The organism is Vreelandella profundi, from assembly GCF_019722725.1.
Taxonomy (GTDB): Bacteria; Pseudomonadota; Gammaproteobacteria; order Pseudomonadales; family Halomonadaceae; genus Vreelandella; species Vreelandella profundi.
In genome coordinates this window covers 3,486,446-3,512,321 of the sequence record NZ_CP077941.1, presented here as the reverse complement: position 1 = coordinate 3,512,321, position 25,876 = coordinate 3,486,446, and the positions used below count along the sequence as shown (strand labels likewise).

Genomic DNA, 25,876 nt, shown 5'->3' with positions numbered 1-25,876 from the left:
TGTCGCGAGTGAGCCCAACATGGCTCACTCGCGAAGCGCTTTGATCAGGCGGGGATTAGAAGCGTTCGGACGCCGCTTCCACCGCAGACGATAAACGATCAATCCACTCGGCATCGTCGCCAAGCTCGTCGCGCAGATATGCTTGAACCGGTGGCTGCGCTGCTTCGCGGAAGGCTTCCATCTGCTCGGCATTGGGCTGGGTGATTTCCATGCCTTCCGCTTCTAGCTTGGCGATACCTTCCGCCGAGTTGAACTGCTGAATGACACGGCCGGTGTTACCCGCGACCACAGCGGCGCGTTTTACAGCGGCTTGCTCTTCCTCGGTCAGCGACTGGAATATCTCATCGTTAATCAGCAGGTGATCGACGCCGTAGACGTGACGATCCAGAGTCAAATAATCCTGAAACTCGTAGAAGTTATTGCCATAGATCACCGAGATGGGATTCTCCTGGCCATCGACGACGCCGGTGGCAAGCGCCGTGGGCACTTCGCCCCAGGCGATGCCCTGCGGCTCGCCACCCAACGCACGCACCAGTTCCTGGTAGAGCGGAATGGTCTGCACGCGGAATTTCAGGCCCTGCATATCTTCCGGTGAGTTGATGGTGCGCACGGAGTTAGTGAAGTGGCGAAAGCCTGTCTCGCCGTAAGCCAACGTGCGCAGCCCGGTCTGTTGCAAACAGTGCTCGGCGAGTGCGGTGCCGAATTCGCCGTCCATTACTTGCCATGCCACGGGTGCTGACGGGAAGGTGTAAGGGATATCGGTTACAGCGACCGCCGGACAGAAGTTGGCGTAGGCACCGGACACCATCGCGATGCTGATGGTGCCATCCTGCGCACCTTCCAGAAGCTCAGTTTCACCGCCTAGCGAAGCGGCTGGATAGAGCTCCACAGTGAGATCAGTTTCGGCCTCTACCAGGTTTTTAAATACCTGACCGGCGGCACCTTTTTTCGAGGTGGTCCATTCATCGGGGTCAACGTGGGCAAAACGCAGCGTCTGGGCAGAGGCACTCGCTGCGGCAACGAGCGTAGCCGTAGCGAGTGCCGTCGTCAGCGCGCGTTTCAAAGGCAGTTGTTTCAACGTTAACAGTGGGGTCAGAGACATTGTTGTTGTCCTCTTTTCGGGCCGTTGTTATAAGGGTTGGAACAGCCTGAAACAATGGCGTGTTTAGCCGTTCCGTCCTGTATTAGCCAACAATGTACGAAATGGTACGTTCAGTCAAGAAGTGGCATACTAGACAAAAGACGACCACGACAATAAAAGGCATGCTCTATGACAGTCCCTTCGACCAAGGCCAGTCCTCCCGCTGCGCGGCGGCAGCGTAAAAATGACCCCGAGTCCGTACGCGCCGATATTTTGGCGGTAGCCACCCGCGAATTCTCAGAAAAAGGCCTCTCTGGGGCACGGATCGATGAGATCGCCGAAAAAACCCGCGCCTCCAAGCGGATGATTTACTACTACTTTAATGATAAAGAAACGCTCTACCTGCATACATTAGAAGCCTCTTATCAAAAGGTACGCTTACAAGAGACCGAGCTTGATCTTGATCACTTAGCCCCGTTAGAAGCGCTTAGTCGACTGGTGAGGTTTACCTTCTGCCATCACGCTAAAAACCCTGACTTCATTCGTCTTGTGATGATCGAAAATATTCATCATGGCCGGTTTTTGGCGCAGTCAGAGCTGATTCAATCGCTGAATGCCGGAGTGATTGACGTACTCACCAACGTCTATAGCCGCGGCGTAGAGGAGGGGTGTTTTCGCGAAGGCCTGGATCCTCGGGAGCTGCACTGGCTGATTAGCGCGCTGTCATTTTTCAATGTCTCAAATCAGCACACCTTTTCGCAGATTTTTGATTGGCACCAAACCGCACCGGAGAATCAGCAAAAATTAGAGGAGCACGTTACCGATATGGTGCTGCGTTACGTACGCGCTGACGAGACACCGTCTTAATCGTGAGCATGCTTGCCCTTGTTGTCGACGTTTCCTGAGCTATTGTTTTCTACACCCGTCTAAGAGGAGGCCTCTGCCCATGCCTGCCGCGTTTTTAAAGCATCCCTTCATGAGTCAGCACGCTTTAGACGCGTGCAACGATGACGCCATGGTGCGTGCTATGCTGGCCTTTGAACTGGCCCTGGCCGACGTTCAGGAAGCCAGCGGAGCAGTGCCTGGTGGCATTAGCCAGCAAATGCGTGAGCAGCTTGAGCGCGCCAGCGTTAATGTCGCTGAGATCGCCGAGGGCATCGCCAGCGGTGGCAATGTGGCGATACCCTTCGTTAAGCAGAGCCGTGCACTGCTCGCCGATGATATCAAGCGCTACTGGCACCAGGGCGCGACCAGCCAGGACGTGGTCGATTCCGCCCTCATGCTGCTACTTAAGCCACGCTTAACAGCACTAGACGATCTGCTATTGCGCTGCCGCTCGGCGGCGACGGCGCTGATGGATACTCATATTGACACGCCCATGGTGGGGCGCACTCTGATGCAACAGGCGCTGCCGATTACCTTTGGGGTGAAGGTGGCTCACTGGGCCATAGGCCTTGAGCAAGCGCGCCGCCGTTTAAGCGCTGTTGAGCTACCCGTGCAGTTTGGTGGTGCGGTAGGCGTGCACTCAGGCTGGGATGACTTTGGGCTTGAGTGGATGGATGCGTTAGCCGAGCGGTTAGGCTTGGCGGTGCCGGTGCTGCCCTGGCATACCGACCGCTACCCTATTCACGACCTGGGTACGGCGTTGGATGCAGTCGCTGGGGCGGCTGAAAAAATTGCCCTGGACGTATCGCTGCTGACACAAACCGAAGTCGGTGAAGTGGCAGAACCTTCGGCGCCTGGGATGGGGGAGTCGTCCTCTATGCCTCATAAACGTAACCCAGTGCGCAGCGCGCTCATTCGCGGCGCAGCGCGGCAAGTCCATGGCCATACTAGTGTACTGATTAACGCTGCCGCCCAGCCCCTTGAGCGCGGTTTGGGCGAATGGCATGCGGAGTGGGCACCACTAATGGAGAGTGCGCTGTTGGTGGAAGGTGCGTTAGAGCAAGTCGCCGTGCTGCTGGAAGGGCTTGAGGTCTACCCCGACAACATGTCGCGCAATCTGATGGCTACTGGCGGCGGCATTATGGCTGAACCTGTGGCGCGATTACTTGCACCCAAACTAGGCCTGGATAAGGCGAAAGCCGTTAGCGCGGCGGCGGCGGAAATATCATTGCGTGAGTCGCGGCCCTATACCGAGGTACTGACAGAAGTACTCGCTGAATATCCTGATGCACAAGGCATTATTGATGACGATGCGCTGCACACAGCTTGCGACCCTGCTTTATACCTTGGTAGCAGCTTTGCCCAGGTTACGCGTGCTAAAAAATGGCTAATAAAAAATTAAGCTACTGAAAAATATGAATTTTACAAACTATCTTTAACAGTGGCACCTAAACGCTGGGCATCAAACGCCCGCTGTAGGGTTTGACCTAATTAGCGTTCGGCAGTAAGTTGTTCGCATTAAGAATCTATGTTCGCCAAACGAACAAGCTCCCTGCGATTCGCCAACGATCTGCTAAGAGGCATCCCATATGGCCGAGTTTCTCAGCTTGCATGACGCGGTAGCGCGCTACGTCCAAGACGGCGCCACCGTAGCTATGGAAGGCTTTACCCACCTCATCCCTTTTGCCGCGGGCCACGAAGTCATCCGCCAGAAAAAGCGTGAACTAACGCTAATTCGTATGACGCCCGATATTATCTACGATCAGTTGATTGGCGCGGGCTGCGCGAAAAAAGTGATTTTCTCTTGGGGGGGAAATCCCGGCGTGGGTTCGCTGCATCGCCTGCGCGATGCGGTTGAGAAAGGCTGGCCCCATAAGATCGACATTCTTGAGCATAGCCATGCGGCCATGGCCTGTGCTTTTGAGGCCGGTGCTGCAGGTTTGCCGCTGGCGGTGCTGCGCGGCTATGTGGGCAGCGAGTTGCCCAGTGTGAACGATCAAATCAAGTTCATTGAATGCCCGTTTACCGGTGAGCGGCTAGCCGCGGTGCCATCAGTGCGCCCGGACGTCTCGATCATTCACGCCCAGCGCGCCGACCGCCAAGGCAACGTGCTGGTGGAAGGGATTGTTGGCGTGCAGAAAGAAGCCGTGCTGGCGGCTAAACACAGCATCGTGACCGTAGAAGAAATCGTCGATGACCTGAAGTCGCACCCTAATGCCTGCGTGATTCCCGGCTGGGCCATCAGCGCCATTGCTGTGGCTGAGAAAGGCGCACTGCCTTCGTATACCCACGGCTATTACGGCCGCAGCAACCGCTTTTATAAAGAGTGGGATGCCATCGCCCGCGACCGCGATACTTTTACCCAGTGGCTTGATGACAACGTGTTTAACGTAGGAGACCAAGCCTGATGCGCCTTGAATATACCTCTTCTGAAATGATGTCCGTTACCGCCGCGCGGGCGCTTGAAAATGGCATGACATGCTTTGTGGGCATCGGCTTGCCTTCTGAGGCCGCCAACTTGGCGCGGCTGACCCACGCGCCTGACGTGGTGCTGATCTATGAGTCTGGCACGCTACAAACCAAGCCTGAGATTCTGCCGCTTTCGATCGGCGATGGCGAGCTGTGTGAGTCCGCGCTGACCACCGTGGCGGTGCCGGAAATGTTCCGCTACTGGCTGCAGGGTGGAAAGGTCAATGTCGGCTTTTTAGGCACCGCGCAAATCGACCGCTTTGCTAACCTTAACACCACGCTGATCGGTGATTACAAAGCGCCCAAGGTTCGCCTGCCGGGCGGCGGCGGCGCGCCCGAAATTGCCACTAACGCAGGCGAAGTATTTATTACGCTTAAGCACAGCAGGCGGGCATTTGTTAAAGACGTAGATTTTGTCACCACTCTCGGCTTTGGCCGCGACGGCAAAGGGCGCGATAACGTCCCCAATATTGGCAAAGGCCCCACCCGTGTGATTACCGACCTGTGCGTGATGAAACCCGACCCGGAGACGAAAGAGCTGGTGGTGGTGTCGCTGCATCCCGGTATTAATCGTAGCGACGTGATGGATGCGACGGGGTGGGAAGTGCGCTTTGCTGAGCAGCTTGAAAGCACGCCTGAGCCCAGCGAGAAAGAACTTGAGATCCTGCGCGAGCTGAAAGCCCGCACCGAACGCGCCCACGCGGGCGAATAAGGAGTCGGTCATGACAAACGTTTATTTATGTCACCCACGACGTACCGCCGTAGGCCGCTTTGGCGGCACGCTGGCAAGCGTGCGTCCGGACGATTTCGCGGCCACCATTTTTAAAGCCGTCCTGGCAGAAGCACCGAGTCTTGATCCCGCGGCGATTGAAGAAGTCTTTATGGGCTGTGCTAATCAGGCCGGTGAAGATAACCGCAACGTGGCGCGTATGGCGTCGCTGCTGGCGGGTCTTCCTACTTCGGTTCCCGGCACGACCATGAATCGCCTGTGTGGCTCGGGGATGGACGCCGTGGGCACCGCCTTTCGCGCCATTAAAGCGGGCGAGATGGCGCTGGCGCTGGCCGGTGGCGTGGAGTCCATGTCGCGGGCGCCCTTTGTGATGGGTAAAGCCGATCGCGCCTTCTCTCGTAGCCAAAAAATGGAAGACACCACCATTGGCTGGCGCTTTATCAACCCGCTAATGAAGAAAGCTTACGGCGTTGACTCCATGCCGGAGACAGCAGAAAACGTCGCCGAGCAGTTCAATATCTCCCGGGAAGATCAGGATGCGTTTGCGCTGCGCTCCCAGCAGAAAGCCGCGGCTGCCCAAAAAGCCGGCCGGTTTGTTCAAGAGATTACGGCGATCGAGATTCCCCGCCGTAAGCAGGCGCCGCTGATCTTTGATCAGGACGAGCACCTGCGGGAAACCACGCTGGAAAAACTGGCAGGTTTGCCTACCCCCTTTCGTGAAGGCGGCAGCGTTACCGCAGGCAACGCGTCGGGCGTCAACGACGGTGCGGCGGCGATGCTGGTGGCCAGCGAAGAAGCGGTTAAACAGCACGGTCTTCAGCCGATGGCGAAAATTATCGGTATGGCCACCGCAGGCGTCGAGCCGCGTATTATGGGTTACGGGCCGGTACCCGCTGTACAGAAGCTGCTGAAACGCACCGGTGTTTCTATTGACGAGATCGATGTATTTGAATTTAACGAGGCGTTCGCCGCCCAGGCACTGGCCTGCATGCGCGATTTGGGCTTGCAAGACGACGACCCTCGCGTGAATCCTAACGGCGGCGCGATCGCCCTGGGCCATCCACTGGGCATGTCCGGTGCACGTCTGTTAATGACGGCCGCGCATGAGCTGCAAAACAGCGGCAAACGCTACGCGCTGTGCACCATGTGTGTGGGTGTTGGCCAAGGTATCGCTACACTGATTGAGCGGGTTTAACGGAGGCTTTATGGCATTTCACACGATCAATGGTCGCAGCGTGGCCTACCGGCTGCTCGGGTCAGAGGCCAATCCACTCGTGGTGCTGGCGCATCCGCTGGGCATGAGCCAGGCGGTATGGGATGACGTTATTCCTGCGCTACTGCCTAGCTATCGAGTGCTCACCTGGGATCTACCCGGCCATGGCGCCAGCCAAGCCGTAAGCGGTGAGCAGATCACGCCCGCTGACCTCGCCGCAGAGGCGCTTGCGCTGGTGGAGCTTGCAGGTGCTGTACGCTTTCACTTCGCAGGCACCTCCATTGGCGGCGTCGTCGGCCAGCAGTTGATTGCAGAGCATAGCGATCGCCTACTTTCCGCTACGCTGACCAACACCGGCGCGGTGATCGGTAACCCGGATCTCTGGAACACGCGTGCAGGTCGTGTGCGTCAGGAAAGCTTGGCGGCGATGTCTCAAGAGATTGTGCCGCGCTGGTTTGCTCCGGCGGCGTTTGAGGCTGCTCCCGCGCTGAAAGCGGGCTGGTGTGTTCAGATGGGCCGTGGTGATGATGAGTCCTACGCCCAGCTGTGCGAAATGCTGGGCCGCGATACGTTCACTGGAAAGCTTTCAGGTAAGCACCTCCCTCATAAGGTCGTCCCTAATAAAGTCAAAGTACAGCTGTTGGGTGGCAGTGAAGACCTTGCCACGCCGCCCGCGACGCTGGAAGCACTTGCTGCTGAACTCGATGGTGCACCGCTGGACATTTTTGACGGCGTGGGGCACGTGCCCTCAGTAGAAGCACCGGCGCTCTTTGCCGAGAAACTGCTCGCGATTTTAGCCGTTGATTTAGGCGACGTGGCGAACCAAGGCGTGGCTTACGCCACTGGCCTGCAGACGCGCAAGCAGGTGTTAGGCGAGGAGCACGTGGCGCGCTCCACCGCTAACGCTAACAGTTTAGATGCCTCTTTTCAGCAGATGATTACCCGCTTGGCCTGGGGCGAGCTGTGGAGCAACGACGACTTAACACGCCGTGAGCGCAGCATGATTACCACCGGCATTTTGGCTGCGCTTGGCCGTGAAGAGCTCACGCTGCACTTAAAAACAGCTAAACGAATTGGGCTAACCGAAGCCGAGCTGCGCCAGGTATTGATGCATGTTGCGATTTACGGCGGTGTACCTGCGGCTAACCACGCCTTTGCGCTCGCTAAAGAGCTGGGCTGGGGCGAGTAAAGAGTCAAAATAACGGACGAGAGGGAAGGGCAATGACCCATGACAATAATAAGCGCTTTGTAGCGCGCGACCGCAGTTGGCATCCGCCCGCCTATGCACCGGGCTATAAAACCTCGGTGGCGCGCTCGCCCCAGCAGGCGCTGGTGAGTATGCAGCAGCCAACGGCATCGGAGCTGACCGGCCCGGATTTTAGTCACCTGCGCATGGGGCCACACGATAACGACCTGCTGCTGAACTTTCGCCAGGATGCGAGCCTGGGCGGGCTCCCCCAGGGCGAACGAGTTATGATGTTTGGCCGAGTGGTGGATCAGTTTGGCAAGCCCGTACCGCACACCCTGGTGGAAATGTGGCAAGCCAATGCGGGCGGGCGTTATCGGCATAAAAACGATAAGTATTTAGCACCGCTGGATCCTAATTTCGGCGGTGTAGGGCGCTGCCTGACCGATGATAAGGGTTTTTATCGCTTCCGTACCGTCAAGCCTGGCCCCTACCCGTGGCCCAACGATATGAACAGCTGGCGGCCTGCCCATATCCACGTATCGGTGACCGGCCCCTCGATCTCTACTCGATTAATCACGCAGATGTATTTTGAGGGCGACCCGCTTATTCCTTTTTGCCCCATCGTACATACGCTGAAAGACCCTCTTGCGGTTGAGACGATGATTGGACGGCTTGATATGGCCCATAGCAAGCCGATGGACTTCCTCGCCTATCGTTTTGACGTGGTCGTGCGCGGTGAGCTGCAGACCTTCTTCGAAAATCAATAGTTGAAAACCAATAGTTGAAAACCAATAAGGGCAGGGCATACATCATGAATCAGCCTAACAGCCAGCCGACCAGCGATCTGATGCTACGTGAAACCGCCTCACAAACCGCTGGCCCCTACGTGCATATTGGCCTGGCCCTCGCCTCAGCGGGCAACCCCGTGCGGGATGAAGAGATCTGGAACGAGATGGTCAAGCCCGACGCCGAGGGCGAGCATATTGAGCTCGTCGGTACCGTGATTGACGGCAATGGCGATTTAGTGCGCGATGCATTTATAGAAGCATGGCAAGCCGATGCTAACGGCACCTACCAGGCCGATTATGATCTCAGCAAGCCGTTCAATAGCTTTGGGCGCACCGCGACCACCTTTGACCATGGCAGCGAGTGGTCACTCACCACGATCAAACCCGGTGCGGTGAAGCACCCCAACGGCCAATGGATGGCGCCGCATATTAACCTGACGATCTTTGCCCGGGGCGTCAATGTCCACCTCCAGACACGCCTCTATTTTGAAGATGAGACCGAAGCTAATAATAAGTGCCCGGTGCTTTCACGTATCGAATCTCCAGTGCGCCGGCAAACGCTGATCGCCAAGCATGAAGAGGTTGATGGCAAGGTACGTTATCGTTTGGATATCTGCCTGCAGGGCAAAGGCGAGACGGTGTTTTTTGATTTCTAGTCGTATCAATGGCCACTATCGTCGATAAAAGAAAAAGCGTTGCTCATGAGTGGGCAGCGTTTTTTTGCTTGGCTGCGACCTTGGTCGAGCGTAAATCTTGTAAAAGTCCAACTGTATCCTGTCATTATGCTTTTAAGTAAAGGCACTATGGCATCAACTCTGATGGTATAAGGCTGGAAGGTAAAAAGACCGTACTGATGAGTCTGAACATAGACGAATGTCGATTAGCCCTACGTCAGATAGTGAACTAATGTGGTTGCTTAAAGCGAACTAGTATTCGCCATACGAACTTACAATAATCCAAGAAAATCCGGAGACTCCAATGAAACTGTCCCTATCCCGGTGTGTGTTGGCAGCGACTATTGCTGGCCTTACCGTTAGTTCAGCACAAGCAGAAACCACGCTACGTATGGCGCACTTTTGGCCTGGCCCTTCAGGCGTTAATGAAGATGTTTTACAGGCATGGGCTGATACCATTGCCGAAGAGTCCAGTGGCGATCTAACGATTCAAATGTTTCCTGCCGGCACCTTAGCCAAACCCGATTCCATTTATGAGGCAGCCGCCAACGGTATTGCCGATATTGGCGCCACTGCCCAGGGCTATACTGCCGGCCGATTCCCTCTCTCTCAGATCGTTGAATTACCTGGGGTGGCGAGTACGGCAACGCAAGGTGCTTGCGTGCTGCAGACGCTTTTTGATGATGGCCATCTAGATAGCGAATACGCAGATACTCGCCCGTTATTCATGTTCACCACTGGTCCTGGTGGCATCCACACCATCGATACCGATGTGCAAACGCCTGCTGATCTCGAAGGACTGCGCATCCGCCGTCCCACTGCGGTGGCGGGCGAAATGCTGGAAAATATGGGTGCAAGCCCGGTGGGCATGCCAGCGCCAGATATCTATACCTCCATGCAACGCGGCGTGATTGATGGCCTGAGTTTCCCCTGGGAAGGCTTAAAAGGTTTTCGTGTTAATGAGCTAGTCAGCTATCACACCGAAGTTCCTTTCTATACGCTGATCTTTGTCGCCACCATGAATCAGCGTGCTTATGACGGCTTATCGCCCGAGCAGCAAGCGATCATCGACAATAACTCAGGCATGAAATGGGCTGAAAAAGCGGGTGAAGTGTTTGACCGTCTTGACGTAGAAGGCAAGCAACAAGCTGTCGATGCAGGCCATACCATTCGTGAAATTGAAAATCCGCTTGAGCATCCTGACTGGAAAGAACCGCTCGAAACCGGGATTGAAAACTACCTGACGCAGCTTGAAGAGCGCGGTCTGGATCAGGCACGTGACGTCTATCAGGCAGCGTTAACGGCCAGCGAGTCTTGTAGCGCCCAATAGGGGTAATGTGTCATGCAGTCTACTCTCTACCGGGCCAGCCATTGGCTGGCCCTTGTTTGTCGCCTGGTGGCCGGGGCCGCATTGATTGGCCTGCTGTCGGTGACTATTGCCGATGTCAGCACGCGCTATCTTGCTCGGCTAACGGAGGGCGCTATCGCGCTGCGCGTCTCCGGCAGCGTGGAGTTGGTGAGCTATTTCATGCTGTTTGCGCTACTGGCAGCCATGGCCGCGAATGTCGAAAAAAGCCAAGTCGTTGTGGAAGCGTTCTCTCATCGCTTGCCACAAGCGATAAAAAATCGCCTGCAAGGCGTTTTTTTACTTGGGTTCACGGCGCTGGGGCTAATTCTTTTTGTTGGGCTGTTGGATTCGGCAGCCGCGGCGACTCGATACGGGGAAATAACCCAAGACCTGCGATTGCCCATGGGGCCGATTTACCAGTTGGCAGCGGTGCTCAGTTTGCTATTGGGAATACGTAGCTTGATTCATGCCCTGCTAGGCGTTATTTACGCTGCGGGTGAGGAGCCAGCGCATGGGGAGTGAAGCAATTGGGGCCATAGGGCTAGGGTTTTTATTGGTACTGATGATTCTGCGCGTACCGGTTGCTCTCACGATGCTGATTGTTGGTGTGGTGGGCTTTGCCCAGATCATTAGTTGGGAGGCGGCGGTCGCCCAGTTAAAAACCGTGCCGGTAGAGGTACTTTCCAATTACAGTTTCAGCGCGGTGCCCATGTTTATTTTAATGGGCGTGCTGGCGGCCCATTCGGGGATGGCTGGCAAGCTATTTGATTCGACTCGCATCATTTGTGGGGGCTGGAAGGGTGGCCTTGCCATCGCTGCCGTCGGATCTTGCGGCATCTTCTCTGCCATTTCCGGCTCATCGCTGGCGACGGCGAGTACCATGACCCGGGTGGCGCTGCCGGAGATGGAGCGCTACGGCTATCACCGTGGTTTAGCGACCGGGGCGCTTGCCGCAGGCGGCACATTGGGCATCATGATTCCGCCCAGCATCGCGCTGCTGATCTACGCCATCCTTACTGAGCAGTCCGTTGGCGATATGTTCATGGCCGGGTTGATTCCTGGCCTGCTGGGTCTGGTGATGTATTCACTGACTATTACGGTGGTGATGTATCTACGCCCATCCCTGGCAGTAGCGGGCGAGCCCACAGCGTGGAAAGAGAAGCTGCTCTCGCTAACCGGTTTAGTGCCATTTTTTGGCGTTTTCCTGGTGATGATTTTAGGGATCTATTTTGGAGCCTTTACCCCCACCGAAGGTGCCAGTGTCGGCGCATTTGCTACCTTAATTTATGCCCTCGTAAAAGGCATGCGCAGCGCCCAGCTGTGGCGCAGCGTACAGGAAACGCTGGCGCTCTCTGCGGTGGTGTTTTTTATGCTAGTAGGTGCTGAAACGCTGGGTTACTTTATCTCGGTGTCGCGTATTTCATTTTCCATTACTGACATGCTCTATGGCATGGATCTCACCCCCATTGTGGTGGTGCTGTGCATCCTGGCGCTCTACTTTGTGCTGGGCATGTTTATGGACTCCATCGCGATGTTGGTGATCACCGTGCCGGTGGTGTACCCGATCATTCAGGCGATGGGGATCGATCCTGTATGGTTCGGTATTCTTACCGTACTGACCGTAGAGCTGGGACTAATGACCCCGCCGGTGGGGATGAACGTGTTTGTGATTAAAGCGATGGCGCCGCATGTCGGGCTGGGGGAGATTTTTAAAGGGGTCGCGCCCTTTGTGGTGTCTGATTTACTTCGTTTAACTCTCCTAATCCTTTTTCCCGTGCTATCCACCTACTTCTTGCTCTAAACGGTGTTAATACTCTTGCGACTGACGAATCCGGAAGTCGCGCGGCGAAAGGGCGGTATTGCGCTTAAAAAAGCGCGTGAAGTAGGCCGGTTCAGAGAAGCCTAAGCTGTCGGAGACTTGCCCGATGGTCATATTGGTATAGGTGAGCTGGCGCTTGGCCTCAAGCATAAGGCGCTCATGCAGCAACTGCAGGGCGCTGCGGCCGGCGAGCTGGCGGCAGAGCATATTCAGGTGTGCGCTACTGACACCTACCTGCTCGGCTAACTGTTCAATACCTGGCTGCTCGCGGTAGTGAGCTTCGACCAATGCTTGAAGGTTTTCAAGGTGCTGACGACCCTTATCGTGCTGGCGAGGGCCATGGCGCTTTGAAGGCCTGTCAGGGTAAGCGGTAAGGCGCGATAACTCGACGACTAAGGCCTGTACCAGCGCTTCAAGCAATCGGTTTCTGCCAGGTGCCGGCTGGCGGTACTCCTGGTCAATTTGCTGAGTCAGCGTTGCAATGCGCTGGGTGTTGGCGGGCTGATTAAGGCGTAGAAAATCAGCTTTGCGTAGCGCGCTGCTTTCTCCCATTAACTCGTTGAGGTGGTCGGCCAATGGCTTTGCCAGGGTAATAATGTGGCCGCCGATATCGGTAGAAAAATGAAAGCCATGGATAGCCATCGCGGGCACAATAATGGTCACCGCACCTTCAAGGTTGTGCCTAGCCCCTTCCAGTTCTAGCGCCAGACTGCCGTGACTGATAAATAGAATATGCACTAAATCAACATGTCGGTGAGGGCGAATGCGCCAATCATGCAGGCGGCTGCGCTCGGGAATTGACTCACAGTGCAGTAAGTCCGGCGTCGGCCAGTGCTGGGTTTCACCGTATAGCTTGAACACGGGAACATGTGTTGTCGTTGATATTTTCACGCGCTGCTCCTCATGCGACTAATGTCGTGCGATAACGCTGTAAAAGTCCAACTAATCTTTTCATTCATGCCTTATTATGCACACCGTTTCATTGAAAAATACAAGTCATCAGCGTTTATATAATGACAACGATGAGGCCCCCTATGAAAACGCAGGTCGCGATTATTGGCGCAGGCCCTTCTGGTCTATTGCTGGGCCAGCTACTGCAGCGCCAAGGCATTGATAACGTAATTGTTGAGCGGCGTAACGGTGAGTATGTGTTGAGCCGTATCCGCGCCGGTGTGCTTGAGCAGGGCATGGTGGACTTACTGCGCGAAGCGGGTGTTGACCAGCGCATGGATGAAGAGGGCTTACCCCACGATGGTTTTGAGCTTGTTTTCGATAATCGCCGCGTGCGGGTCGCACTGGATGAGCTGACCGGTGGTAGTAAAGTGATGGTTTACGGCCAAACGGAGGTCACCCGGGATCTAATGGAGGCGCGCGAAGCCGCTGGTGCAACCACGCTTTATGAAGCAGAAAACGTCCAGCCCCACGACCTGGAGAGTGACAACCCCTATCTCACCTTTGAGCACAACGGTGAAACGGTCAGGCTTGACTGCGACTACATCGCCGGTTGCGATGGCTATCATGGCGTCTCCCGCCAGGCAATTCCTCAAGACCGCATCAAAGAGTTCGAAAAAGTCTACCCGTTCGGCTGGCTGGGTATGCTTTCGGAGACCCCGCCGGTGTCCGATGAGCTGATCTATGCGCGCCATGAGCGCGGCTTTAGCCTGTGCAGCATGCGCTCTGCGACCCGCAGCCGTTACTACCTCCAAGTGCCGTTAGAGGAAAAGGTAGAAGACTGGTCTGACGGGCGTTTTTGGGAGGAGCTTAAGCGTCGCCTACCTGACGAGGTGGCCGCAAAGCTTGTCACGGGTCCTTCGATCGAGAAAAGCATCGCGCCGCTGCGTAGCTATGTGGTTGAACCGATGCAGTACGGTCGGCTGTTCCTGGTCGGCGATGCGGCGCATATTGTGCCGCCCACCGGTGCGAAGGGGCTTAATCTGGCCGCGAGCGATGTGAATACGCTTTACCGTCTGATGATGAAGGTCTACCAGGAAGGGCGCACGGACTTGATCGAGCGCTACTCTCAAACCTGCCTGAAACGCATCTGGAAGGCGGAGCGCTTCTCCTGGTGGATGACCTCTATGCTGCATAATTTTTCCGATGAGGAAGATTTTAACAGCCGCATGCAGCTAGCTGAATTGGACTACGTCACTGGCTCTCAAGCGGGGATGACCACCATTGCGGAAAACTACGTGGGTCTGCCTTACGAGTCGCTTGAGTAGAGCTTAATAGCTATAGCTAAAATGCCAACCTTCTGTTACCTAGTTTCTGCATGTTTTTTTAAAGTATCGAGCAAAAACGCAATTGCGCGATACACTCTTACAGTGGATGTATCATTGCGTATCTACGCTTGAACAATACGGGATTGCCGTATTTCATTATTTGCTTTGGGGCACGAAGAGGAACGCAAAATGGCAAAAATATTACAAGAATTCCGTGAATTTGCGGTGAAAGGCAACGTCATTGATATGGCGGTGGGTATCATTATCGGCGGTGCTTTTACGCTAATCGTGCAGAGCCTTGTCAAGGATGTCATGAACCCGATTATCGGCCTACTGGTGGGTGGGGTCGACTTCTCCAACTTATTTATCGTGCTCAGTCAAGGCACCGTTGCAGGACCTTACCCCACGTTGGCGGCCGCTCAGGTTGCTGGTGCAGTTACCCTAAACGTTGGGCTGTTTATCAATGCGGTGGTCGGCTTCACAATTGTGGCCTTCGTTGTCTTTATGCTGGTAAGAACGATTAACCGCTTAAAGCGTGAAGAAGTGCAAGCGCCCAAAAGCCCTGTCGAGAAGTCCTGCCCGCAATGCCTCATGACCGTGCCCATCAAAGCTACCCGGTGCGGCCACTGCACCTCCGAGCTGCCGGTGCCCACAGAGGCAGAACAGCAGTCTGTTAATGCAGCGTCGACGCCATTGCAATCTTAATAGTGATGTATAAAAAAACGGGTGCCAAAAGGGCACCCGTTTTTATGTGGATACGTTAAGCGTGTTTTTTAGCCGCTTTTGTATCAGGGGTTTGGCTATCACCTGCATCGCTTGGCTGAGGCAGCGAGGGCAGCGATTTAGCCAGCATTTCAACGCTGTGACGATAGTACAGCTGGCTTTTGTTGTGCTCACCCATACTGGCGTAAAGGCGCGCAAGCTCTGCGCATACTTCGCCGTTGGGGCGCTGGCGCTGGCTGGCTTCAAAGTATTCCAGCGCCTTTTCCCATTTGCCGGTGCGCAGAGAGAGACGGCCGCAGGTCAGTAACAGCTCCGGATCATTAGGTCGCTCTTGCAGCCATTTCTCTGCTTTTGCCAGCTGTCTTGCTGGGTCAACCTTCAGCAGGCCGTAGCGTTTGACTAAGCGCGCATCCCAATGATGGTCAAGCGAATGGTTAAGCAGGCGCTCGGCAATAAACTCTTCATTGGCTTGAATCAGGGCTTCGCAATAAATAGCGATAAGCTCTGTATTGCCGCGCATATAGTCAGGCATATCCGCCCACAGTCCACGCACACGCTCAACGTTGGTTGGGTTTTTGGCCTCAAAGACAATCAGCTCACGGTAGGCTTTAAACTCTAACTGCTCACGCTCTGATTGAGAAATCAGCTTTTGCGCCGCCAGCCTTGGAATCAAACGCCGCAGGCCTTCCCAGTCGTTGACGCTTACATGCACCTGCTTCAGGAGCTTGAGCACCTGCGGGTGATTAGAAAGCTTTTTGTCCAGTCGATTGAGAATCGCCAGGGCTTCTTCGGGCTGCTGGCGCTCAATCATCATTTGCGCCTGCATCAGGCCAACGGCTGTATCGGCGCCTTGCGTTGAGAGCTGGGCCTGGTTGAGGTGCTCTTGAGACTTAGCGTGGTTGCCTTGGTAGTGGGCGGCCAGCGCTGCCGATAGGTAATTAACCAGCGGTGTACTGGAGTCATCGGCAGCGTTAGCCAAGGTTTTCTCGGCTTTTTTCCAACGACCTTCGGTTAGCGCGACGAGGCCACGCACGGTGCGCTGCATAGCGCGGCGGTTGCGAGCGCGACTGTTCCAGCTGCGAAAACGGCCCATCGGGCGAATAATGCCGCTTAGCAAGCGCAAAACGAAATGTAGGACAACAAACGCGGCAAACAGCAATACCAGACCAAACCAAAACGAGGTTTGTATGGAAGTGTCACCAACGCGGATAAGCCAGTAGCCGGGCACCGCCATCATCATTTGCCCAAAGAGGGCACCGACGGCGAGGCCAGCGACAATCAGCAGAACAAGTTTTCTCATGCATCACCTCCGCTTTGGCCACGCGTCTCATGGCGGTTCTCAATAAACCGCGTGAGTTCCTGCTGAGAAGCGCTGATGTCCGGCAGCTCCGGTTTTATCTCGGCCTGCTGAAGCTCTTGAAGGCGCGCGATAACGTTTTGCGTTTCTTCGCGGTCGGTATCGTAATAGTCGTTAAGAAGCCCCAACGCTTTATCAAGGCTGGCCTGATACAGATCTTGCTCTTCTTTTAGCAGAGCGAGTTGGGACTGCTCTAAGATTAAGCGCAGGCTCTGGCGCAGGTACGACTCTTGCTCGGGCGTCACAAGCGCTTCCAGCGCTTCATCGTGATGGCGAACCACCACCAGATCTTTCAGCTCTTGGCCGAAGCGTGCTAACTGGCGCTGGAACGTACCGGTAGGCGGCTGTTCGATGCCGGACGTTACCGCGCGCTCTTCAATTTCTTGCGAAAGCCGCAGATTGGCAACCTGTTCCTGCTGTGCATTTAGCGCTAAGTAGAGGCCGGTACGGTCAACCTGAGGCACGCCATCAAGGGCGGCTAGCTCATTGGCAATTTCGCGGCGTACCGGCGTTAATGCTGGATTTTCGGCATCGACAAGGCGCGCGTCAGCGGTGCGCAGCAGCGCAGCCGCGCCGTTAACATCGCCCTCTAACTGCAGGCGTTGATTAGCCAGGCGCAGCAGATATGCGGCTTCGGCGTGCAGCCAATCGCGCTCGTCGGTGTCCTGCTCTTGGGAGAGTTGATCCAGCACTTGGCCCAAGGTCTCATCGACTTCGCTGCGGTAGCTGCCAAATTCGTCGCGCAGCTCGCTGAGGGTACCTTGCAGTGCCTCTTCGCGCTCCGCCTCGCCGCCGTCTAGGCGCGATGCCAGCTCGCTCACCGACTGCTGCGATGCGTTACTTTCGGCTTTCTGGGTCAGTTCATCAATGCGCTGCTGCTGGCTATCAAGGCGCTGCCAGCCCTGCCAGGCGACGAGCGCCAAGACGACTGCCACGATAATCACTAGCACAATAGCCAAGAGGCCGCCCTTACCGCCGCCGCCTTTGCTCGTATTGCTGGGTGGCGGCGTGCCGCCGGTCGCACTGCCGGTAGGCGATTTCGGTGGTGTTGGTTTTGATGGTGCAGGCTTGGCTGATGCCGCACTGGGTGATGATGCTGTGCTGGGTGCTGGCGAAGGTGAGCTTGTTGCTGGGGTCGATGAACTGGGCGCGGAAGCGCCTGGCGACGTGGGCGCGACCGTTGCGCTGGCTGCCGGCGAGACTGCGCTGCTTGCGCCGCCCTTGCCACGGCGCCGCGAACGATGGTTATTAGCACCACTTTGATTATTAGCACCGCTTTGAGAGGACGGCGGTGAACTCGGCGGCGTAGTTGGCGTGCTGGGCTCAGACGTGCTGCTAGTGGCAGCGGCCGTGTCGGTCGTTTTAGGGACGCCTTGAGAGGCATCGGCGGATGTCGGTTGAACATCGCCTTGATCGTTTACTTGTTTGCTCATCTGTCGCTAGCCCTTAGTAAGTTCCTTGATCGACATCGGCACCCTGTGGGTCGCAAGTCTCCAACGCCGCTATCAACGCAGCCGACGTTGCTCCAGACGCCACCTTGAGGTTACAAAAACCTAGTATGCCAGCCAGTGTAGCCAAACGGCGACTGGAAACGATTAGCGGTTGGTTGAAGGCCGCCTGATGACACCATTTTGCCAGATGTTCCAGCAGTTCGCTGCTGGTGACGATCAACGCCCGATAATTACCTGAAAAAAGATACGCCTGCAGGGCGGGCGCAAGGGGTTGAAGCGTACGCCGGTAAACGGCGATGCGGCTTACCTTTGCTCCCCGTGCGGCCAGCGTTTCCGCCAGCAGTGCCCGCCCGCCTTCACCGGCCACTAATAGAATACGCTGATGCGCCAGCTGCTGCAGCGACGCAAGTGCCAGCAGCGCTTCGCTGGTGTCTTCCCCCGCATCGGCTGGGGGCAGGTGTACGCGCACGCCTAGCTGATCATAAAGCGTGCTCGCGGTAGCGCTACCCACGCTGTAGTAGTCAATCCCAACGGGAAGCTGTGGCCAGTAGCGGTCTAATGCCTCGGCCAAGCAAACGGCGGCGAAGGGGCTGATAACGACTATCTTATGGTACTGATCAATATCCAGCCACGTGCTTCGCATGGCAGCGTCTTCTGGCAGCGTTTCCAGCTGCATCACATTAAGTGATTCAACGCTTGCGCCCTGGCCGCGTAGCGCCGCGGCGAGCGCTTCTCCGCGCTCGCCAGGGCGGCAGATGAGAACCGGTTGGCTCATATTTCTCGACCGTAAACCTCTTCCAAAATATCACCTGCGCCTTGGTCGAGCAGGTCTTCTGCAACGCGAATGCCCAGCGCTTCAGGCTCATGCATTGAGCCACTGCCTTCGGCGCGAAGCACTTCTGTACCCTCTGGGTTGCCCACTAAGCCGCGTAGCCACAGCGTTTCGTTGGCAAGATCTAGTATGGCATGGCCTGCGATAGGCACCTGACAGCCGCCATCGAGTCGCGTATTCATCGCTCTTTCTGCGCGTACCCGAGTGGCAGTGTCAGGGTCATCCAGTGGCGCGAGCAGGCTGATAAGCTCAGGATCATGCAGGCGGCACTCAATGCCTAACGCCCCTTGACCACAGGCAGGTAGGCACACTTCAGGTGGCAGCGCCTGAGCAATGCGAGCGTCTAAGCCCAAACGTTTAAGCCCTGAAGAGGCGAGAATAATGGCATCAAAATCGCCAGCGTCTAATTTTGCGAGTCGTGTTTGCACATTGCCGCGCAGATTAAGAATTTGTAGGTCAGGACGGACTTCGCGCATTTGCAGTCCACGGCGCAGGCTGGCGGTGCCAATGCGCGCGCCTTCAGGCAGCTCATCGAGGCTTGCGTAGTGGTTAGACACAAACGCATCGGTAGGGTCGGCTCCTTCCAAAATGATCGAGAGGCCCAATCCTTCTGGGAAGTGCATCGGCACGTCTTTCATGGAGTGGACGGCAATATCGGCACGGCCATCAAGCATCGCATCTTCAAGTTCTTTGACGAACAGTCCTTTCCCGCCAATCTTAGAAAGCGGCGTATCGATTATTTTATCGCCCTTGGTAGAAAGGGGGACAAGTTCGACCTCAAGACCGCTGTGCTCTGCCATTAAGCGGTCACGAACGTACTCAGCCTGCCACATGGCCAGTTGGCTTTTACGCGTGGCAATGCGCAATTTGGTAATTGATAGCACGTTATTCTCCCCTGTACCGCAGACACGGCGACTCACACTATGATGCCCCTATCATAAAGCACCGGGCGCCACAGTAAAAACGGCATGCCGCTGAGCGGGACGACTCTGGTACACTTTCCGTCAACGACTCCATTGTTTTGTCAGCAGGATATATCTCCGATGAGCCAAGCTACTAATCAGTCTTGGGGCGGTCGCTTTAGCGAGCCCACCGATGCCTTTGTTGCCCGTTTTACCGCGTCTGTCACCTTTGATCAGCGCCTAGCCCGGCAGGACATTCAGGGCTCCATTGCCCATGCCACCATGCTGGCCCGCGTAGGCGTACTGACCGATGACGAGCGCGACGCCATTATCAACGGCCTGAACGAGATTCAGGGCGAGATCGAGCGCGGCGAATTCAACTGGTCGGTGCCGCTTGAAGACGTGCACATGAACATCGAGGCGCGGCTGACCGATAAAATTGGTATTACCGGCAAGAAGCTGCATACCGGACGTTCGCGAAACGACCAGGTAGCCACCGATATTCGTCTGTTCATGCGCGATGAAATCGATGTCATTGAAGTAGAGCTTAAGCGCCTGCGCGAAGGCATGATTGAGCTGGCTGACCGTGAAGCCGACACCATCATGCCGGGCTTTACCCACCTACAAACGGCTCAGCCGGTAACCTTCGGCCACCACATTTTAGCGTGGCAAGAAATGCTGTCGCGGGATCATGAGCGCCTGTTGGATTGTCGCAAACGCGTCAACGTGATGCCGCTGGGCGCCGCTGCCCTAGCGGGAACGACCTATCCGATTGATCGCCACGTCACCGCAGAGCTTCTAGGCTTTGACCGTCCGGCGGAAAATTCGCTAGACGCCGTGTCAGATCGTGACTTCGCGATCGAATTCACAAGCTTTGCCAGCATTTTGTTGATGCATCTATCGCGCATGAGCGAAGAGCTGGTGCTGTGGACCAGCGCTCAGTTCAACTTTATCGACCTGCCCGACCGCTTCTGCACCGGCTCATCCATTATGCCGCAGAAGAAAAACCCGGACGTGCCCGAGCTGGTGCGCGGTAAAACCGGCCGCGTGTATGGCCATTTAATGGCGCTGCTGACGCTGATGAAATCCCAGCCGTTGGCTTACAACAAAGACAACCAAGAAGATAAAGAGCCGCTGTTTGATGCCGTAGATACCGTGCGCGACTGCTTGAAAGCCTTCGCCGATATGGTGCCTGCCATTGAACCGAAAAAAGCCAGCATGGTTGAAGCGGCGCGGCGTGGGTTTTCGACCGCGACGGATCTCGCCGATTATCTGGTTCGCAAGGGCGTTGCTTTCCGCGATGCCCATGAAATTGTCGGTCACTCGGTGGCCTACGGTCTGAAAACGGAAAAAGACCTCTCTGAAATGAGTCTTGAAGAGCTCAAGCAATTCTCCGACATCATTGAGCAGGATGTTTTTGAGGTGTTGACCCTTGAAGGTTCGGTGGCCGCGCGTAATCACATTGGCGGCACCGCGCCGAATCAAGTGCGTGCTGCTGCCCAGCGCGCGCGCGATGCGCTAAGCGCACTCAAGGCAGGTGCGGCATGAAAACGTTAGCACTGATGGTACTGCTGGTGGCAAGCCTGGCCGGTTTAGCTGGCTGCGGGCAAAAAGGGCCGCTTTATCTGCCGGACGATGCGCCCGCCATCGAACAGTCTGACGAGCAGCCTAGCCGAGCGGCTGAATAGAGCGCCACTGGCCTAGGAAAAGGGGAGAGCCACATGGATTATTTTAACTACCGCGATGGCGTGCTGTACGCCGAAGATGTGCCGCTGTCACGGATCGCTAACGAATACGGCACGCCTTGCTACGTCTATTCAAAAGCGACCTTTGAACGTCACTTTCGGGCCTATACCGAAGCGCTGGGCAGTCATCCGCATCTGATTTGTTACGCAGTAAAAGCCAACTCTAACTTGGCGGTGCTGGGCCTGCTCGCCAAGCTTGGCGCAGGGTTTGACATTGTCTCGATCGGCGAGCTTGAGCGCGTGCTTAAAGCCGGCGGTGATCCGGCTAAGGTGGTGTTTTCCGGCGTAGCCAAGCAGCCCCACGAAATGGCCCGTGCGCTAGACGTGGGCATTAAGTGCTTTAACGTTGAGTCGCGCCCGGAGCTTGAGCGTTTAAATCGCGTTGCGGGCGAGCAGGGCAAGGTGGCGCCGGTGTCGCTGCGGGTCAACCCAGACGTTGACGCGGGTACGCACCCGTATATCTCGACGGGTTTGAAAGACAATAAGTTTGGCATCTCGATAGACGAAGCGTTGGCGGCCTATGAGCTAGCCGCCAGTTTGCCTAATCTTCAGGTCAAAGGGTTGGACTGCCATATCGGCTCGCAGCTAACCGAAACGGCTCCGTTCTTGGATGCACTGGAGCGGCTGCTGGTACTGATGGAGCGCCTGCGTGAGCGAGGCATCGAAATTGATCACCTCGACTTAGGCGGCGGTTTGGGCGTCACCTATCGCGATGAAAAGCCACCCCAGCCATTTGATTACGCTAGCCAGTTGCTGGCACGGCTATCGCGCTGGGAAGGTGGTGAAGCACTGACGCTACTGTTTGAGCCAGGGCGCTCGATTGCTGCCAATGCTGGCGTAATGCTGACGCGTGTTGAGTTTCTCAAGCCCGGTGAGACCAAAAACTTCGCCATTGTGGATGCGGCGATGAACGATTTGATTCGCCCTGCGCTGTATCAAGCATGGCAAGCAATTGTGCCGGTCGACACCCGCGAGGCGCGCGCGACTGCGCTTTACGACGTGGTTGGCCCGGTATGCGAGACTGGCGATTTCCTGGGTAAAGAGCGCGAGCTTTCGATCGCGGAAGGCGACCTGCTGGCGGTGCGCTCGGCGGGCGCCTACGGCTTTGTGATGGCTTCAAACTACAATAGCCGTCCTCGCGCCGCGGAGCTTATGGTCGATGGCGACAGCTGCCATGTCGTCCGGGCGCGTGAAACCGTGGCGAGCCTGTGGGCCGGCGAAGCGTTGCTGCCCGAAGGGGAACGCTGATGCTTCTGCACTTCACCAAAATGCATGGGTTGGGTAACGACTTTGTCATGGTGGATCTCGTCACGCAGCGCGCCCGGCTGGACGAGGCGCAAATCCGCGCGCTGGCAGACCGCCGTTTCGGCATTGGCTTTGACCAGCTGTTAGTGGTCGAGCCGCCCCGTGACCCGGACATGGATTTTCGCTACCGTATTTACAATGCAGATGGCAGTGAAGTGGAAAACTGCGGCAATGGAGCGCGCTGCTTTGCTCGCTTTGTACGCGATCAGCGGTTGACGCATAAACATGAAATTCATGTGGAAACAGCGGGCGGGCCGCTGGTATTAACCGTGCAGCTTGATGGAATGGTGCGTGTTGATATGGGGCGCCCGCGGTTTAGCCCTTTGGCTTTGCCGTTTGATGCGCCGGGCGACCAGCCGCTGCACCGGCTAGATGTGGGCGATGACACGCTGCAGATTGGCGTCGTCTCAATGGGCAATCCTCATGCGGTGCTGCAGGTCGAAAGCGTTGATAGCGCGCCGGTCGAGCGGCTTGGGCCGTTGATTGAGGCGCATCCTCGTTTTGCTAAGCGTGTTAACGTAGGCTTTATGCAGGTACTCTCACCTAGCGAAATACGCCTGCGCGTCTATGAACGCGGCAGTGGCGAAACGTTAGCTTGCGGTACGGGTGCCTGCGCGGCAGTGGCCAGCGGCATTCGTCAGGGGCTGCTGAAAAGCCCTGTGAAAGTGCATTTACCCGGTGGAGAACTCAGCATTGAGTGGCCTGACCCTGAAGGGGCGCTAACGATGGTGGGGCCCGCTACGCGCGTTTTTGATGGCCGCGTAGCAATCAATTAATTCGAGGAGAACGGCGATGTCACAAGCCCCTGAACCCCGCAAAACGCTCGATCCTGATCAAGTGGCGTTCTGGCTGGCGCGTCATCCCGATTTTTTCGTAGGCCGTGAAGGGTTATTGCAGCAGCTGCAAGTGCCCCATCCCAATATTGAGGGGGCTGTGTCGCTGCTGGAGCGGCTGGTATTTGATCTGCGTAAGCGTGCTGAAACCGCAGAGGGTCGTTTAGAGCACTTGTTAGAAACCGCTCGCCATAACGAGTCTCAGTATCGTCGGCTACGCGAAACGCTGATTGCATTGGTTGAGGCTCAAGACCGCGATGCATTGGCACAGGCGCTGGCGACTCAGCTGAGTGAGCGCTTTGAAACCCCGGCCATGGCGCTGTGGTGCCCGGCCACCTTAAGCGATGCCGAGCCGCAGCCGCCCCAGCCGCCGCGCCACGTGTTAGACCAGCATGCTAGTGCGCGCCTAGCCGCTATGTTGGATGGCCGCACTAGCCGCTGCGTTAAGCTCAGCGTTAGCGATTGGAAGTGTTTGCTGCCCCATGTTAAAGCACCGCGCAAAGCCGGCTCGTGCGCTATCTCGCGCCTCTCTGCTGGCGACCCGCTTGGCTACCTGGTGCTGGCAAGCCCCAGCCCCGATGCCTATCGAGCCAGCATGGACACGCTGTTCACCGAGTATCTAGGCGATATCGTCGCGCGCCTGCTGGTACGTCTAGGCGATCATGGCTAAGCCATTATCTATTGCAGATCGCATTGAGGCATTTTTAGCGGCGCTGACGGCCCATGCCAGCCCGGCGACCGTGGCGGCCTATCAGCATGACCTGGCGGCGCTGTGTACCTTCACAAATCGTCGCGATGTCACTGACCCTGCGGCGCTAGACACTGCCCTGCTACGCGCCTTTTTGGGCGCAGAGCGTAGCCGGGGCTTGGCGCCCCGAAGCTTGACGCGGCGTCGGGCAGCGCTGTCACGCTTTGCGGACTACCTGGTTAAACAGGACGTGCTGGTGGATAACCCGGTGGGGCTATTACGCACACCGAAGCAGCCAAGCCACCTGCCGCGTCCGGTCGATGTCGATGCGTTGGCGCGTTTTCTGGATACCCCCCATGACGGTTCACCCCTGGGCGTGCGCGATCAAGCCATTCTGGAACTGTTTTATTCCAGTGGCCTGCGGTTAGCTGAGCTTGCTGCGCTGGATCTGGGTGATTTGCAAAGCAGCCGAGTGAGGGTCATCGGTAAAGGAGGCAAGCCGCGCCAGGTACCGGTTGGGCGCCGAGCCCAGCAGGCACTGATCGACTGGCTTGGCTGTCGTTCTGCGCTGGCGCCTGCGGGAGAGCTGGCTTTATTTGTTGGCCAGCGCGGCGCGCGGCTAGGGCATCGCGCCATTCAAAAGCGCTTAGCACAGCTGTCACTGGCTCGAGGCTTGCCCGAGCATTTGCATCCTCACCGTTTGCGCCATTCTTTTGCCAGCCACCTGCTGGAATCAAGTCAAGACCTGCGCGCGGTACAAGAATTATTAGGACACGCTAATCTTTCGACGACCCAAATCTATACGCGGCTCGACTGGCAGCATCTGGCAACGAGCTACGATGCCGCTCATCCGCGCGCCAAACGCAGCCCTAGGAGTAAGTCATGACGGTGCTGAAGGCCATTACCTTCGATCTAGACGATACGTTGTGGGACAACCATGGCGTGATGTTACGCACTGAGGAAGGGCATTACCGCTGGTTGCTGGACGCGCTCAGCGCATGGCGTGCTGCGCGTCAAGAGCCAGCACTCGCGCTGGACCCGGTCAACGGCGGACAAGATTATCTGCAGCGTCGCTTACAGCTGGCTAAAGATGTGCCCGAACGGCGTGGCGACTTCACATGGCTGCGCTTACGCGCCCTGGAAGCTCAGTTAGAAGCTCAGGGTTTGACGCGCAGCGGCGCGTTGCTGTGGGCAGCTGCGGCGATGAACGAGTTTCATCGCCTGCGCATTCAGGTAACGCCTCATCCTGAAGCGACGGGGCTATTGACCGCATTGGCGGAGCGCTATCAGCTTGCCGCCATTACCAATGGCAATATCCATTTGGCGCGTCAGCCGCTGGCCGCTCACTTCCCTGTGGCCATTGCCGCGGGGGAGTTGCTGGCGCCCAAACCTGACCCCACGCCGTTTCTTACCGCGCTTGCACGTCTCAACGTCGCGCCGGAATGCGCGATGCACGTAGGTGATTCGTGGGAGGAAGACATTCTGCCTGCTCAGCGGCTGGGGATGCACGCCGTATGGATTGCCGCAGCGGGTGACGAGGTGCTGCCGCCGCGAGTGCATCGCATCGCCCATATTAAAGAGCTGCCCAGCGTACTTAAGCTGCTAGAAAACGAAGTATAAGCGCC

General features: G+C 56.6%; 27 protein-coding genes. 21 read left to right on the top strand and 6 right to left on the bottom strand.

Going from position 1 to position 25,876, the window contains the following annotated elements:
• Positions 1–55 precede the first annotated feature (55 nt).
• Entirely contained in the window at positions 56–1,102 is a 1,047-nt protein-coding gene (locus tag KUO20_RS16095; RefSeq protein WP_235040804.1) for a DctP family TRAP transporter solute-binding subunit, read from the bottom strand.
• Between the two features lie 168 nt (positions 1,103–1,270).
• On the opposite strand from KUO20_RS16095, the gene KUO20_RS16090 reads away from it, so the two are divergent.
• From KUO20_RS16090 to KUO20_RS16040, 11 genes are all read left to right on the top strand, one after another.
• Positions 1,271–1,948 carry a TetR/AcrR family transcriptional regulator gene (locus tag KUO20_RS16090; protein ID WP_235040803.1) on the top strand — a complete coding sequence of 226 codons (678 nt, stop codon included), beginning with the start codon at positions 1,271–1,273 and terminating at the stop codon, positions 1,946–1,948.
• Between the two features lie 109 nt (positions 1,949–2,057).
• On the top strand, positions 2,058–3,368 hold the full coding sequence (locus tag KUO20_RS16085; protein ID WP_337926487.1) for a class-II fumarase/aspartase family protein: 1,311 nt from the start codon (positions 2,058–2,060) through the stop codon (positions 3,366–3,368).
• 187 nt (positions 3,369–3,555) lie between these two features.
• Positions 3,556–4,374: a CoA transferase subunit A gene (locus tag KUO20_RS16080; protein WP_235040801.1), complete on the top strand. Its 819-nt coding sequence runs from the start codon at positions 3,556–3,558 to the stop codon at positions 4,372–4,374.
• The gene (locus tag KUO20_RS16075) at positions 4,374–5,147 is read left to right on the top strand and encodes a CoA-transferase subunit beta (RefSeq protein ID WP_235040800.1); all 774 of its coding nucleotides are present in this window, start codon (positions 4,374–4,376) and stop codon (positions 5,145–5,147) included. Before KUO20_RS16080 ends, KUO20_RS16075 begins: the two co-directional genes overlap by 1 nt.
• A gap of 10 nt (positions 5,148–5,157) precedes the next feature.
• On the top strand, positions 5,158–6,360 hold the full coding sequence (gene pcaF / locus KUO20_RS16070) for a 3-oxoadipyl-CoA thiolase (RefSeq protein WP_235040799.1): 1,203 nt from the start codon (positions 5,158–5,160) through the stop codon (positions 6,358–6,360).
• A 10-nt stretch (positions 6,361–6,370) separates the two neighbouring features.
• Positions 6,371–7,567, top strand: coding sequence for an alpha/beta fold hydrolase (locus KUO20_RS16065; protein WP_235040798.1), 1,197 nt, complete (start codon positions 6,371–6,373; stop codon positions 7,565–7,567).
• 32 nt (positions 7,568–7,599) lie between these two features.
• Positions 7,600–8,334 (top strand): protocatechuate 3,4-dioxygenase subunit beta, encoded by a 735-nt coding sequence (pcaH, locus tag KUO20_RS16060; protein WP_235040797.1) that lies wholly within the window; start codon positions 7,600–7,602, stop codon positions 8,332–8,334.
• A gap of 44 nt (positions 8,335–8,378) precedes the next feature.
• Entirely contained in the window at positions 8,379–9,011 is a 633-nt protein-coding gene (gene pcaG, locus KUO20_RS16055) for a protocatechuate 3,4-dioxygenase subunit alpha (RefSeq protein ID WP_235040796.1), read from the top strand.
• Positions 9,012–9,333: 322 nt separating this feature from the next.
• A complete protein-coding gene (locus KUO20_RS16050) occupies positions 9,334–10,359 on the top strand; it encodes a TRAP transporter substrate-binding protein (protein WP_235040795.1) in 1,026 nt (341 codons plus the stop codon).
• A 12-nt stretch (positions 10,360–10,371) separates the two neighbouring features.
• A complete protein-coding gene (locus KUO20_RS16045) occupies positions 10,372–10,899 on the top strand; it encodes a TRAP transporter small permease (RefSeq protein WP_235040794.1) in 528 nt (175 codons plus the stop codon).
• Positions 10,889–12,178 (top strand): TRAP transporter large permease, encoded by a 1,290-nt coding sequence (locus KUO20_RS16040; protein ID WP_235040793.1) that lies wholly within the window; start codon positions 10,889–10,891, stop codon positions 12,176–12,178. Before KUO20_RS16045 ends, KUO20_RS16040 begins: the two co-directional genes overlap by 11 nt.
• Before the next feature lie 6 nt (positions 12,179–12,184).
• On the opposite strand, the gene KUO20_RS16035 is transcribed toward KUO20_RS16040, so the two are convergent.
• Positions 12,185–13,087: a helix-turn-helix domain-containing protein gene (locus KUO20_RS16035; protein WP_235040792.1), complete on the bottom strand. Its 903-nt coding sequence runs from the start codon at positions 13,085–13,087 to the stop codon at positions 12,185–12,187.
• A gap of 143 nt (positions 13,088–13,230) precedes the next feature.
• Between KUO20_RS16035 and pobA the strand changes: the two genes are divergently transcribed.
• Positions 13,231–14,415, top strand: a complete 1,185-nt coding sequence (gene pobA / locus KUO20_RS16030; RefSeq protein ID WP_235040791.1) for a 4-hydroxybenzoate 3-monooxygenase — start codon at positions 13,231–13,233, stop codon at positions 14,413–14,415.
• A 189-nt stretch (positions 14,416–14,604) separates the two neighbouring features.
• Positions 14,605–15,120 (top strand): large-conductance mechanosensitive channel protein MscL, encoded by a 516-nt coding sequence (mscL, locus tag KUO20_RS16025; protein WP_235040790.1) that lies wholly within the window; start codon positions 14,605–14,607, stop codon positions 15,118–15,120.
• Positions 15,121–15,175: 55 nt separating this feature from the next.
• Here mscL and KUO20_RS16020 read toward each other — a convergent pair whose 3' ends face one another.
• Together KUO20_RS16020 and KUO20_RS16015 are read right to left on the bottom strand one after the other, a co-directional pair.
• The gene (locus tag KUO20_RS16020) at positions 15,176–16,438 is read right to left on the bottom strand and encodes a heme biosynthesis HemY N-terminal domain-containing protein (protein ID WP_235040789.1); all 1,263 of its coding nucleotides are present in this window, start codon (positions 16,436–16,438) and stop codon (positions 15,176–15,178) included.
• Positions 16,435–17,445 (bottom strand): uroporphyrinogen-III C-methyltransferase, encoded by a 1,011-nt coding sequence (locus KUO20_RS16015; RefSeq protein WP_235042507.1) that lies wholly within the window; start codon positions 17,443–17,445, stop codon positions 16,435–16,437. The genes KUO20_RS16020 and KUO20_RS16015 overlap by 4 nt, the downstream gene beginning before the upstream one ends.
• Before the next feature lie 34 nt (positions 17,446–17,479).
• On the opposite strand from KUO20_RS16015, the gene KUO20_RS16010 reads away from it, so the two are divergent.
• On the top strand, positions 17,480–17,758 hold the full coding sequence (locus KUO20_RS16010) for a hypothetical protein (RefSeq protein WP_235040788.1): 279 nt from the start codon (positions 17,480–17,482) through the stop codon (positions 17,756–17,758).
• A 183-nt stretch (positions 17,759–17,941) separates the two neighbouring features.
• Here KUO20_RS16010 and KUO20_RS16005 read toward each other — a convergent pair whose 3' ends face one another.
• On the bottom strand, positions 17,942–18,721 hold the full coding sequence (locus KUO20_RS16005) for a uroporphyrinogen-III synthase (RefSeq protein WP_235040787.1): 780 nt from the start codon (positions 18,719–18,721) through the stop codon (positions 17,942–17,944).
• A complete protein-coding gene (gene hemC / locus KUO20_RS16000) occupies positions 18,718–19,662 on the bottom strand; it encodes a hydroxymethylbilane synthase (protein WP_235040786.1) in 945 nt (314 codons plus the stop codon). Before hemC ends, KUO20_RS16005 begins: the two co-directional genes overlap by 4 nt.
• A 159-nt stretch (positions 19,663–19,821) precedes the next feature.
• Between hemC and argH the strand changes: the two genes are divergently transcribed.
• Genes argH through KUO20_RS15965 form a run of 7 tightly spaced genes read left to right on the top strand, consistent with a single transcriptional unit; the run spans position 19,822 to position 25,871 of the window.
• Positions 19,822–21,228, top strand: a complete 1,407-nt coding sequence (gene argH / locus KUO20_RS15995) for an argininosuccinate lyase (RefSeq protein WP_235040785.1) — start codon at positions 19,822–19,824, stop codon at positions 21,226–21,228.
• Positions 21,225–21,368 (top strand): LPS translocon maturation chaperone LptM, encoded by a 144-nt coding sequence (gene lptM / locus KUO20_RS15990; RefSeq protein WP_096277011.1) that lies wholly within the window; start codon positions 21,225–21,227, stop codon positions 21,366–21,368. The genes argH and lptM overlap by 4 nt, the downstream gene beginning before the upstream one ends.
• A gap of 33 nt (positions 21,369–21,401) precedes the next feature.
• Positions 21,402–22,673: a diaminopimelate decarboxylase gene (lysA, locus tag KUO20_RS15985; protein ID WP_235040784.1), complete on the top strand. Its 1,272-nt coding sequence runs from the start codon at positions 21,402–21,404 to the stop codon at positions 22,671–22,673.
• Positions 22,673–23,506, top strand: a complete 834-nt coding sequence (gene dapF, locus KUO20_RS15980) for a diaminopimelate epimerase (protein ID WP_235040783.1) — start codon at positions 22,673–22,675, stop codon at positions 23,504–23,506. Before lysA ends, dapF begins: the two co-directional genes overlap by 1 nt.
• A gap of 16 nt (positions 23,507–23,522) precedes the next feature.
• The gene (locus KUO20_RS15975) at positions 23,523–24,233 is read left to right on the top strand and encodes a DUF484 family protein (protein ID WP_235040782.1); all 711 of its coding nucleotides are present in this window, start codon (positions 23,523–23,525) and stop codon (positions 24,231–24,233) included.
• A complete protein-coding gene (locus tag KUO20_RS15970; protein ID WP_235040781.1) occupies positions 24,226–25,137 on the top strand; it encodes a tyrosine recombinase XerC in 912 nt (303 codons plus the stop codon). Before KUO20_RS15975 ends, KUO20_RS15970 begins: the two co-directional genes overlap by 8 nt.
• A complete protein-coding gene (locus tag KUO20_RS15965) occupies positions 25,134–25,871 on the top strand; it encodes an HAD family hydrolase (RefSeq protein ID WP_235040780.1) in 738 nt (245 codons plus the stop codon). The genes KUO20_RS15970 and KUO20_RS15965 overlap by 4 nt, the downstream gene beginning before the upstream one ends.
• Positions 25,872–25,876 lie beyond the last annotated feature (5 nt).

Coding starts and splice junctions, on each gene's coding strand:
- KUO20_RS16095 (WP_235040804.1), bottom strand. CDS start 1,102: ATGTCTCTGACCCCACTGTTAACGTTGAAACAACTGCCTTTGAAACGC.
- KUO20_RS16090 (WP_235040803.1), top strand. CDS start 1,271: ATGACAGTCCCTTCGACCAAGGCCAGTCCTCCCGCTGCGCGGCGGCAG.
- KUO20_RS16085 (WP_337926487.1), top strand. CDS start 2,058: ATGAGTCAGCACGCTTTAGACGCGTGCAACGATGACGCCATGGTGCGT.
- KUO20_RS16080 (WP_235040801.1), top strand. CDS start 3,556: ATGGCCGAGTTTCTCAGCTTGCATGACGCGGTAGCGCGCTACGTCCAA.
- KUO20_RS16075 (WP_235040800.1), top strand. CDS start 4,374: ATGCGCCTTGAATATACCTCTTCTGAAATGATGTCCGTTACCGCCGCG.
- pcaF (WP_235040799.1), top strand. CDS start 5,158: ATGACAAACGTTTATTTATGTCACCCACGACGTACCGCCGTAGGCCGC.
- KUO20_RS16065 (WP_235040798.1), top strand. CDS start 6,371: ATGGCATTTCACACGATCAATGGTCGCAGCGTGGCCTACCGGCTGCTC.
- pcaH (WP_235040797.1), top strand. CDS start 7,600: ATGACCCATGACAATAATAAGCGCTTTGTAGCGCGCGACCGCAGTTGG.
- pcaG (WP_235040796.1), top strand. CDS start 8,379: ATGAATCAGCCTAACAGCCAGCCGACCAGCGATCTGATGCTACGTGAA.
- KUO20_RS16050 (WP_235040795.1), top strand. CDS start 9,334: ATGAAACTGTCCCTATCCCGGTGTGTGTTGGCAGCGACTATTGCTGGC.
- KUO20_RS16045 (WP_235040794.1), top strand. CDS start 10,372: ATGCAGTCTACTCTCTACCGGGCCAGCCATTGGCTGGCCCTTGTTTGT.
- KUO20_RS16040 (WP_235040793.1), top strand. CDS start 10,889: ATGGGGAGTGAAGCAATTGGGGCCATAGGGCTAGGGTTTTTATTGGTA.
- pobA (WP_235040791.1), top strand. CDS start 13,231: ATGAAAACGCAGGTCGCGATTATTGGCGCAGGCCCTTCTGGTCTATTG.
- mscL (WP_235040790.1), top strand. CDS start 14,605: ATGGCAAAAATATTACAAGAATTCCGTGAATTTGCGGTGAAAGGCAAC.
- KUO20_RS16020 (WP_235040789.1), bottom strand. CDS start 16,438: ATGAGAAAACTTGTTCTGCTGATTGTCGCTGGCCTCGCCGTCGGTGCC.
- KUO20_RS16005 (WP_235040787.1), bottom strand. CDS start 18,721: ATGAGCCAACCGGTTCTCATCTGCCGCCCTGGCGAGCGCGGAGAAGCG.
- argH (WP_235040785.1), top strand. CDS start 19,822: ATGAGCCAAGCTACTAATCAGTCTTGGGGCGGTCGCTTTAGCGAGCCC.
- lptM (WP_096277011.1), top strand. CDS start 21,225: ATGAAAACGTTAGCACTGATGGTACTGCTGGTGGCAAGCCTGGCCGGT.
- lysA (WP_235040784.1), top strand. CDS start 21,402: ATGGATTATTTTAACTACCGCGATGGCGTGCTGTACGCCGAAGATGTG.
- dapF (WP_235040783.1), top strand. CDS start 22,673: ATGCTTCTGCACTTCACCAAAATGCATGGGTTGGGTAACGACTTTGTC.
- KUO20_RS15975 (WP_235040782.1), top strand. CDS start 23,523: ATGTCACAAGCCCCTGAACCCCGCAAAACGCTCGATCCTGATCAAGTG.
- KUO20_RS15970 (WP_235040781.1), top strand. CDS start 24,226: ATGGCTAAGCCATTATCTATTGCAGATCGCATTGAGGCATTTTTAGCG.
- KUO20_RS15965 (WP_235040780.1), top strand. CDS start 25,134: ATGACGGTGCTGAAGGCCATTACCTTCGATCTAGACGATACGTTGTGG.